Annotated in this window: 1 protein-coding gene; it reads left to right on the top strand. The window is 44.2% G+C overall.

Translation table 11 applies throughout. The features are described from left to right. A partial coding sequence (locus B0A80_RS19005) for an HYR-like domain-containing protein (RefSeq protein ID WP_394364282.1) occupies positions 1-496 on the top strand: 496 nt, incomplete at both ends.

Genomic DNA, 496 nt, shown 5'->3' with positions numbered 1-496 from the left:
AAACCATTACAATTCAAGACACTACAGCGCCAACATGGACTACGGCTCCAGCCGCATTGGATGTGACTTTGCAATGTAGTGATACTGCAGGTTTGACAACTGCTCAGGCCAATGCACCAATAGCTACTGATAATTGTGGAGGAACAGTTACCTATACCAAAGTAAGCGGTCAATTTCAAGGAGGAAATTGTGGAAGTACAGGAACTTACACCAATACCTGGACTGCAAATGATGTTTGTAACAACACCTCAACAGTCTTTACTCAGGTAATTACTGTTCAGGATACTGCTATTCCAACCTGGATTACACAAGCAGGAACATTAGATACTACATTACAATGTAGTGATGCAGCGGGACTAACAGCTGCACAAAATCAGGCACCTACTGCTACCGCAAATTGTTCAACCGTCACTTACACCAAATCGAGCGGTCAGTTTGTAGCTTCAGGGTCTTGCAGCAATGCCGGTACCTATACCAATACTTGGGTTGCCGTAGA

The organism is Flavobacterium tructae (assembly GCF_002217475.1).
GTDB lineage: Bacteria > Bacteroidota > Bacteroidia > Flavobacteriales > Flavobacteriaceae > Flavobacterium > Flavobacterium tructae.
The sequence above is the reverse complement of the archived record's forward strand: the minus strand, read 5'-3'. Positions and strand labels throughout refer to the sequence as shown.